Genomic DNA, 8602 nt, shown 5'->3' with positions numbered 1-8602 from the left:
GGGGGACTCCCCCGGCCGCCGGGTGGACTCCCCCCGGTCGCCGACGGCCTCTCCCGGCCGTCCGGCCAGCGGCAGTCGCACCGTGAGCACGGCGCCTCGCTCCCGCCCGACCTCGACGGTGCCGCCGTTGCGCCGGGCGGCCTGGGCGACCAGCGCCAGCCCGAGCCCGTGCCCGCGGCCGTCCTGCTTGGTGCTCCAGCCGCGCCGGAAGACGTCCTCGACCGCGCCCGGGTCGATGCCCGCACCGGTGTCGGCGACCCGCAGCAGCAGGAAGTCACCGGCCGCCGCCGCGCCATCGCCGCTGACGCCGTTGCCATCCCCGCCCCCGTCCCCGCCCCCGTCGCCATGGACGCTGCGGCCCGGCCCTTCGCAGTCCCGGCCGCGGGCGACCCGCGCCGTGACGGTGACCTCCGGCGGGACGGGACTCTCGGCCGCACCGGCGATGGCGGCGTCCACGGCGTTGTCGATCAGGTTGCCGAGCACGGTGATCAGGTCCCGTGCGGGGAGCCCGGGCGGCAGCACTCCGTCGTCGATCCGGCTGTCCTCGGTGAGGGTCAACTCCACTCCTCGTTCGGCGGCCTGCGCCGCCTTGCCGAGCAGCAGGGCGGCCAGGACCGGCTCGCTCACCGCCGCGACCACCCGGTCGGTGAGCTGCTGGGCGAGTTCGAGCTCGGCGGTGGCGAACTCCACCGCCTGTTCGTGGCGGCCGAGTTCGATCAGCGAGACCACCGCGTGCAGGCGGTTGGCGGCCTCGTGCGCCTGCGCGCCGAGCGCCTCGGTGAAATCGCGAACCGAGTCCAACTCACCGCTGAGCGCCTGGAGTTCGGTGTGGTCCCGGAGGGTGACCACCCGGCCGAGCCCGGTGCCGATGGTGGAGGTGTTCAGCACCACGACCCGCTCGGCGGTCAGGTGCACCTCGTCCCGGACCGGCTCCTCCCCCAGTACGGCCGCCACCAGAGCCTCAGGAAGCCCCAGCCCCGCCACCGGACGGCCGTCCAACTCGCCTGCCAGGCCGAGCAGTTCCCGGGCCGCGTCGTTGCACAGCACCACCCGGTGCGAGCGGTCCAGCAGCACCAGTCCCTCGCGCACCGCGTGCAGGGTGGCCTGGTGGTACTCGTAGAGGTGGCTCAGCTCGTCCGGCCCCATCCCGTGGGTGTGCCGCCGCAGCCGGGAGTTGGCGAGGTAGGTGCCGACGCCACCGACCGCGAGCGCGGCCACCGCCACGCCGACCAGGGCGAGCAGCGGGCCGCTCAGCTGCGCGGAGATCGACTCCACCGTGAGACCCGCGCTGACCAGCGCGACCACCCGGTGCCGGTCGTCCCACACCGGGGCGACCACCCGCACGGACGGGCCGAGCGTGCCCGTGTACGTCTCACTGCGGGTCTGCCCGGCGAGCGCCCAGTCGATGTGCCCGAGGTAGGTCCTCCCGATCTGCTCGGGCAGCGGGTGGGTCCAGCGCACGCCGTCGGTGTCCATGACGGTGATGAAGGAGACCCCGGTGTCCGCCCGCACCTGCTCCACGTACGGCTGGAGCACCGAGGTCGGGTCCGGACCGGCGACCGCGGCCCGGACGGACGGCGAGTCCGCGACGGCATGCGCGACCGCGGTGACCTGGCGGCGGGCGGCGCCCTCGGCGCGATCGGCGGTGAAGAGGTACGCGAGCACCGCGCCACCGGCGACCACGGCGGCGACGATCACCACCTGGACGACGAACAGCTGCCCGGCCAGACTGCGGACCAGGCGCCGGGGCAGGCGTCGGACCAGCCATCGGACCAGGTTCCGGGACAGCCCGCGGGGCAGTCGGCGGGGCAGTCGGCGGGCCGGATGCCCGGGTGGACCCGGAGGCAGCCGCCGGACTCCGCGGCCCGCCGGCCGGTGCGAGCGGCGGCGCGGGGCGGTGGGGGCGGTGCGCTCGGACATGCCTGCCAGTGTGCACCACGCCCCCGGACACCCCGGGGCCCCGCCCGGCCCGCACCGTTCGCGGGCCCGCCGTCCGGGCCGTCCGCCGCGTTCGTGAACTCTATGAACGCAAACGTGACCTCCGTCACTTCGGGGCCCATAGTCGGAGCGGCCCATCCCCCCGGGGCCACCAGGACTGCACGGCAAAGGAGCCGCAGATGTCGATCGCTGGAGCCGCCCCGGCGGCGGGACCCAGACGCAAGGACCGGACCCACCACCTCTACATCGCGGTGATCGCCGCGGTGGTCGCGGGCGTCGTGGTCGGTCTGGCCGCCCCCGGGTTCGCCGTGGAGCTGAAGCCGGTCGGCACGGGCTTCGTCAACCTGATCAAGATGATGATCAGCCCGGTGATCTTCTGCACCATCGTCCTGGGCATCGGCTCGGTGACCAAGGCCGCGAAGGTCGGCAAGGTCGGCGGCCTCGCCATCGGCTACTTCCTCGCCATGTCGACCGTCGCGCTGGCCATCGGCATGGTCGTCGGCAACCTCCTGGAACCCGGCGGCGGCCTGCACCTGACCGCCGCGCTCGCCAAGTCCGGCCACGCCCAGGCGGCCGCCGGCGGCGCCCAGTCGACCACCGACTTCCTGCTCGGGATGATCCCCGAGACCCTGTTCTCCGCCCTCACCCAGGGCAAGGTCCTCCAGACCCTGCTGGTCGCCCTGTTCACCGGCTTCGCGCTGCAGGCGATGGGCGCGGCCGGCGCGCCGGTGCTGCGCGGGATCGAGCACGTGCAGCGCCTGGTCTTCCGGGTCATGTCGATGATCATGTGGGTCGCGCCGGTCGGCGCCTTCGGGGCGATGGCCGCGGTCGTCGGCGCCACCGGCACCGCCGCGCTGAAGAGCCTGGCCGTCATCATGATCGGCTTCTACGTCACCTGCGTGCTGTTCGTCGTCGTGGTGCTGGGCACGCTGCTGCGCCTGGTCGCCGGGGTCAACGTCTTCGCGCTGCTGAGGTACCTCGGCCGCGAGTTCCTGCTGATCCTCTCCACCTCCTCGTCCGAGAGCGCGCTGCCCCGCCTGATCGCCAAGATGGAGCACCTGGGCGTCAGCCGCCCCGTCGTCGGCATCACCGTGCCGACCGGCTACAGCTTCAACCTCGACGGCACCGCCATCTACCTGACCATGGCCTCGATCTTCATCTCCGAGGCGATGGACAAGCCGATGTCGCTCGGCGAGCAGCTCTCATTGCTGGTCTTCATGGTGATCGCGAGCAAGGGTGCGGCCGGGGTCACCGGCGCCGGACTGGCCACCCTCGCGGGCGGACTCCAGTCGCACAAGCCCGCGCTGGTGGACGGCGTGGGACTGATCGTCGGCATCGACCGCTTCATGTCGGAGGCCCGCGCGCTCACCAACTTCGCGGGCAACGCCGTCGCGACCGTGCTCATCGGACACTGGACCGGCGAGCTCGACGCCGAACGTGCCCGGCGGGTGCTGGCCGGCGAGCTGCCGTTCGACGAGCTGACGCTGGTCGACGCCCACGCCCACGGTGCGCCTGCCGGGCCCGCCGGCGCGGCGGACGGCTCCACGACCGACGCCCCGGAGGACGTCCCCGCCCAGGGAACCGGCCACGGAACCCCGCAGGGAACCCCTCAGGGGACCTCCCCCGTCGGCGTCTGAGCCCGGCGGCACCCCCGCACTCCCTGGTCCGGCGCCTCCCACCAACCCCCGGAATCGGCGCCGGACCAGGGTTTCGTCTTTCCGCCCGGCTTTCTGTCCGGCTTTCGGTCCGGCTTTCGGTCCGGTTTTCCGTCCGACGGCTGTCCAGCAGCAGTCCGGTGGCAGTCCGGCCTGCGCGTCACAACTCCTGCGAGCCGCTGACCACCCAGGCCACCCCACGGGCCGGGTCCTCCAGCGCGATGTGCAGATGGTGCAGCCCGGCCGACGGTTCCTGCCAGGTGAAGCAGCGCATCCGGGCCACCAGCGCGTTCACCTCGTCCCGGTCCATCCCGCCCGCACGATCCGCGCCGTCCGCGCCGTCCGCGCCGCCCGTCCCGCCCGCACCGTCCGTACGGCCCGCACCGCCCTGACCGTCCGCCCCGGCCATCGCCGCCAGCGCCCGCCACAGCCCCAGCCGCCCGTGCGCACAGCCCCGCGACCGCCCCACGGCGGCGGCCCGCACCAGCGCCGGGTAGGCGAGCGCGAACGGCAGATAGCCTCCGACCACCCGCCGGTCGCGGGCCAGCAGGGCGGCCGCCGCCGGGGCCTGGCCGCGGACGCAGGCCGTCTGCACCCACGGCGCGAGCGCGCCCAGCCCGGCCAGCGCCCGGGCGACCCGCGGTCCGGCCGGCCGGCCACCCGGCTGCGCCGCCGGGGGCAGTTCCACCTCGCCCAGGCCCTCCCGGCTGGCCGGCAGGGTCAGCAGCGCACTGCGCGCGCCCCCGCCGGGCAGGTACTCCCGCACCCGGGCCGTCTCGCCCCAGCCCGCCGCCTCCCACGGCTCCAGACGCAGTGGCACGCCCTCCGGATCGGGCTCGGCCGCGTACGAGAGGTCCTCGCCGAGCAGCGCCCTGGTGTGTGCGACCAGTCGTCGCACCGGGGCCGGACCGAGCAGCGGGGCCAGCCGCAGCCAGGAATGTCTGGTCGCCAGCACCTCCCAGAGCGGACCGGCGTCGTGATCGGCCACCCCGGCGGCCGTCCCCGCGCCACCCTCCCGGTCGAACAGCCGGACGGCCAGCTCGGGCGGCGCCGCGTAGGCGATCAGGTGGCCGAGCGGAGCCGTCAGCGCCGCCGCGGTCTGCTCCCCCGCCTCCGCCACGGCAGCCGCGCGGCCCTGCCGGTAGGCGGCGAGCAGCTCGGGCCAGCGGCCGTCCTCGGCCAGTGCGCGCAGGCCGCCGTCCTCGTACGTGATCACGATTCGCAGGGTACGGGCCGGGGCAGCGCCCGAGCCGACTTGCCGACGGTTCGGTGCGTCGGGGTGGCGCGGCGGTCGCCCGCCCGCCGCCGCGCCCTCAGCTCCGCTCCCGCTCCCGCGCGTGTTCCCGATCGTGCTCCCGACCACGCTCCCCCTCACGCTCGCGCTCCCGCTGGACGACAGCGCGCAGCCGACCGTGGGCGCGGCGCCGGGTGACCGCCAGCGTGCTGCGGTGCAGCCCGAGCAGCTCGGCGGCCTCGTCGACGCTGTAGCCGTCGAGGTCGACCAGCACCACCGCACGGGCCTGCTTGACGGTCAGGAAGCCGAGCAGCCGCATCACCTCCCACCGCGCCTGCAACTCGGCCATCCCACCGGCCCGGAGGTCGGGCAGCCCCCGGTCCCGCTCGCCGATGTCGCCCGTCTCCGGCACCTCGGGCATCGACACCCGCCGGCGCTCCCGGCGCCACTGGTCGCGCAGGATGTTCACCATCGTGGTGAACGCGTAGGCGTACGGCTGTGGATGGCCGAGGAAGCGCTCCGGCCGACGGGCGATCCTGAGGTACGCGTCGTGGACGACGTCCCCCGCACCGGCCGGACCGCCGGCGAGCGAGGCCGCCGCCTGCTGGAGTCTGGGCAGCAGATCCGTGAACACCTGGTTGAATTCGGCCGATTGACCGCCGCTCCCGTTGGGACCGAAGTCCCTTTCCTGTCCGCCGCCGCCCTCATTCCGACCGCTGCAATCCGCCATGCCGCTCTCCCCGGAAATCGGCACCCCGAGAACCCGGTCGGTCCTGGCCGCAGGAACCATGAGCCAACCGGATTACTTGTGACACAGGTCACATCATAGTTCGTCGTCTCACTGTGCGCAGTCATTCGTGTGCAACACGTCACCAGTCGTACGGGAGGCGGGAATTCACCTTCGCTCGGACCGCGCGATCCGCGTTCGGACCGCGCGGACATCCCGACGGCCGGGACACCCGCCCGACGAGAACCCCTCAGCAAGGAGAACCACCGTGCGAGGCTGCATCGCCAGGAAGATCGCCACGTTCGGGCTGGCCGCCACGGCCGCCCTCGGCGCACTCGGGGCCACCGCCCTGCCGGCCGCCGCGGCGACGACCGGGACCCGCTCCGTCACCCCCGGGGCCGCCGAGGCCTGGAACACCATCACGTCCGAGGCCTACCACTGCGTCATCACGGGCAACTACGGCTGGCGCTGGGAGGGCTACTGCAACGTCTACTCCGGGCGACTGCGCACCATCACCTACTGCGCCGACGGCTCGCACACCACCGGCCTGTGGATCGGCGCGCGACCGGAGGCCTGGGCGGTCTGGGGCAAGTGTCCCGGGTCCACCTGGACGCGGATCGTGTTCCAGTGGCACAGCTGAGGCACGGTTGAACCGCTGACAGAACCGGCGGTCGACTGCTGACAGATGACGGCTGACAGATTTCGAAAGCTGTCATCTGTCATCTGTCATTTGTCCGTCGCCCGCCCACTGCACCTCCGCCGCCACCGTCTCAGCCCACCGGCGAGGCGTCCGCGAGCAGCCGGGCGGCGTGCACCCGGCCCGCGTGCTCGACCAGGTTGATCAGCACCTCCTTGCCCGAGGCCCGGCGGCGCGCGTCGCACAGCAGCACGGGCGTCCCGGCATCCAGGTCCAACGCGCGGGCGACGTCCTCCGGGCCGAACTCCCGCGTCCCGGCGAAACGATTCACCGCGACCACGAACGGGATGCCCCGGTGCTCGAAGAAGTCGACGGCCGGGAAGCAGTCGGTCAGCCGGCGGGTGTCGGCGAGCACCACCGCGCCGAGCGCCCCCTGGGCCAACTCGTCCCAGAGGAACCAGAACCGGTCCTGCCCGGGGGTGCCGAACAGGTAGACCGCCAGCCCCTCGCGGATGGTGATCCGCCCGAAGTCCATCGCCACCGTGGTGGTGGTCTTCCGCTCCACACCGTCCAGGTCGTCCACCTCGCGCCCGGCCTCGGTCAGCCGCTCCTCGGTGCGCAGCGGCCGGATCTCGCTGACCGCGCCGACCAGCGTCGTCTTGCCGACCCCGAAGCCGCCCGCCACCAGGATCTTGAGCGCGAGCACGGTGCCGTCGGGGTCCTCGGCGTCGAACGGATCCGACCCGCCGTACGGATCCGACCCGCCGTACGGATCCGACCCGCCGTACGGATCCGACCCGCCGTACGGATCCGGCCCGCCGTACGGATCGGACAGGCCGAGGGGGTCGGACGGTCCGGACGGTACGCGCGGGGCGGACGATGCGGACGGGTGGTCAGAGTGCGCGGAGTCCACGGATGACCTCCTGGAGGATGCGCTCGTCGGGGAGCAGGGCGGGCGGGACGGGACGGCGGACCCGGATGAGCCCGGCCGTCAGCAGATCGCCGAGCAGCACCCGCACGACACCCACCGGCAGGTCGAGGTCGGCGGCCAGCTCGGCCACGGACAGCGGGGTACCCCGGCACAGCGCCAGGATGTGCGCCTGTTCCGGGCCGACCGGCGGCTCGGGCACGCCGGGCAGGAACGTCGGGTCGGGCGGCTCGGTGACCACCACGGCGATCAGGTCGAACTGCTGCTCCCCGGCCCCGGTGCGCCCCCGGGTCATCGCGTACGGGCGGACCATCGGCCCGGCCTCGTCGTCGTACCAGCGCGCCCGGTGGGCGGCGGCGAGCGGGTTGCGGGGCTGCCCGTCGGGGTCGGCCCTCGGGTGCTCCGGATGTCCCCCGCGGTACGGGCGGGGCACCGGATTCACCGGCCGCCCACCGACCGCGGCGGGGCGCTCAGATGCTCCCCGACCCGGCGGACCAGCCTGGCCATCTCGTAGGCGATCAGGCCGAGGTCGGCCCGGGACGTGGCGAACACGGCGAGGCAGGTGCCCTCCCCGGCCGCCGCGACCAGCAGGTAGCCGCCCTCCAACTCGACCATGGTCTGGCGGACTTCGCCCGCACCGAAGTACCGGCCGGCCCCCTTGGCCAGGCTGTGGAATCCGGAGGCGACGGCCGCCAGGTGCTCTCCGTCCTCCCGCGCCAGCCCGGCCGAGGTGCCCATGGCCAGGCCGTCGGCGGAGAGCATCACGGCGAAGCGGAGCTCGGGGGCGCGCTGGACCAGCTCGTCCAGGAGCCAGTTCAGCGCTCCCGCGCGGTGGGTGGTGGCGATCACGGACGCTCTCCTTCGGATCGGGACGGGGATTGGGGGTGGTGCGCCCGCGGCGGCTGCGGAGGGTCGGCGGGCTTCCCGTCCCGCCGGCCTTCCGGGTGCAGACCGCGCGCCCATCCGTTCTGGAACGCGGACATCGCCGCCCGCGCCTCCTCGGGGCTGCGGCCCGCCGCACCGAAGCCGTCGCCGGACCCGTCCCCGGAACCCGGCCCGGCGGAGGCGAAGACGGAGGAGGAGGCAGCCGTACGGCGCCTGTGCGCAGGCGGACGGGCCGGGGCCTCGCGCAGCTGCGGTGCGAGGCTCGCCTGGCGGGTCCGGCGCGGCAACTCCTCCGGCCCCTGACCGAGTTGGTGACCGCCCGAACGGACACCGTCCGAGCCGGGGCCGCGCGAGCGGACGCCGTCCGAGCCGGAACCGTCCGTGGCCGGTCCGGGTACCGGCTCCGCGGGGAAGCCCTGACCGTACGGTTCCGCGCCGTACGGCTGCGGCGGCCCGGACTGCGGACGGGCGGCCGCACCCGCGCGCCCGTCCGCAGCCGGACCGGCCTCCCGGGCGCCGGAGGCCCGGAAGGGGGTGCGGCGGGTCGGGCAAGAGGGGTCGGAGTCGGGTAGATCTCGGGGGGGGCCGGGTCCATTAA

8 protein-coding genes are annotated in these 8602 nt (G+C 74.3%); 2 read left to right on the top strand and 6 right to left on the bottom strand.

Annotated elements, in window-relative coordinates; translation table 11 throughout:
- Nucleotides 1–1764, bottom strand: a 1764-nt coding sequence (locus ACIQOV_RS14945) for an ATP-binding protein (RefSeq protein ID WP_401048670.1), incomplete at its 3' end; no start/stop codon positions are given.
- Nucleotides 1765–2117: 353 nt separating this feature from the next.
- Here ACIQOV_RS14945 and ACIQOV_RS14940 point away from each other — a divergent pair.
- On the top strand, nt 2118–3575 hold the full coding sequence (locus ACIQOV_RS14940) for a cation:dicarboxylate symporter family transporter (protein WP_401048666.1): 1458 nt from the start codon (nt 2118–2120) through the stop codon (nt 3573–3575).
- A gap of 178 nt (nt 3576–3753) precedes the next feature.
- Here the strand turns inward: ACIQOV_RS14940 and ACIQOV_RS14935 are convergent, their stop codons facing one another.
- Together ACIQOV_RS14935 and ACIQOV_RS14930 are read right to left on the bottom strand one after the other, a co-directional pair.
- Nucleotides 3754–4809 carry a hypothetical protein gene (locus ACIQOV_RS14935; protein WP_401048664.1) on the bottom strand — a complete coding sequence of 352 codons (1056 nt, stop codon included), beginning with the start codon at nt 4807–4809 and terminating at the stop codon, nt 3754–3756.
- A gap of 97 nt (nt 4810–4906) precedes the next feature.
- Entirely contained in the window at nt 4907–5461 is a 555-nt protein-coding gene (locus ACIQOV_RS14930; RefSeq protein ID WP_401048663.1) for an RNA polymerase sigma factor, read from the bottom strand.
- Between the two features lie 361 nt (nt 5462–5822).
- Between ACIQOV_RS14930 and ACIQOV_RS14925 the strand changes: the two genes are divergently transcribed.
- Nucleotides 5823–6194 (top strand): hypothetical protein, encoded by a 372-nt coding sequence (locus tag ACIQOV_RS14925; protein ID WP_401048662.1) that lies wholly within the window; start codon nt 5823–5825, stop codon nt 6192–6194.
- 130 nt (nt 6195–6324) lie between these two features.
- Here ACIQOV_RS14925 and ACIQOV_RS14920 read toward each other — a convergent pair whose 3' ends face one another.
- The 3 genes from ACIQOV_RS14920 to ACIQOV_RS14910 all read right to left on the bottom strand — a co-directional run bounded on the left by ACIQOV_RS14920 (nt 6325) and on the right by ACIQOV_RS14910 (nt 7968).
- Nucleotides 6325–6897, bottom strand: a complete 573-nt coding sequence (locus tag ACIQOV_RS14920) for a GTP-binding protein (RefSeq protein WP_401048668.1) — start codon at nt 6895–6897, stop codon at nt 6325–6327.
- A 187-nt stretch (nt 6898–7084) separates the two neighbouring features.
- Nucleotides 7085–7432, bottom strand: a complete 348-nt coding sequence (locus ACIQOV_RS14915; protein ID WP_387727801.1) for a DUF742 domain-containing protein — start codon at nt 7430–7432, stop codon at nt 7085–7087.
- Between the two features lie 125 nt (nt 7433–7557).
- Nucleotides 7558–7968, bottom strand: coding sequence for a roadblock/LC7 domain-containing protein (locus ACIQOV_RS14910; RefSeq protein ID WP_401048660.1), 411 nt, complete (start codon nt 7966–7968; stop codon nt 7558–7560).
- Nucleotides 7969–8602 lie beyond the last annotated feature (634 nt).

It is taken from the genome of Kitasatospora sp. NPDC091257 (assembly GCF_044757675.1).
Classification (GTDB): domain Bacteria; phylum Actinomycetota; class Actinomycetes; order Streptomycetales; family Streptomycetaceae; genus Kitasatospora; species Kitasatospora lactacystinica.
Note: the sequence above shows the minus strand (reverse complement) of the source record. Positions and strands in the feature narration are given on the sequence as shown.

Bases quoted from the DNA above. Each gene is read 5' to 3' on its own strand.
- ACIQOV_RS14940 (WP_401048666.1), top strand. From the start codon at position 2,118: ATGTCGATCGCTGGAGCCGCCCCGGCGGCGGGACCCAGACGCAAGGAC.
- ACIQOV_RS14915 (WP_387727801.1), bottom strand. From the start codon at position 7,432: ATGGTCCGCCCGTACGCGATGACCCGGGGGCGCACCGGGGCCGGGGAG.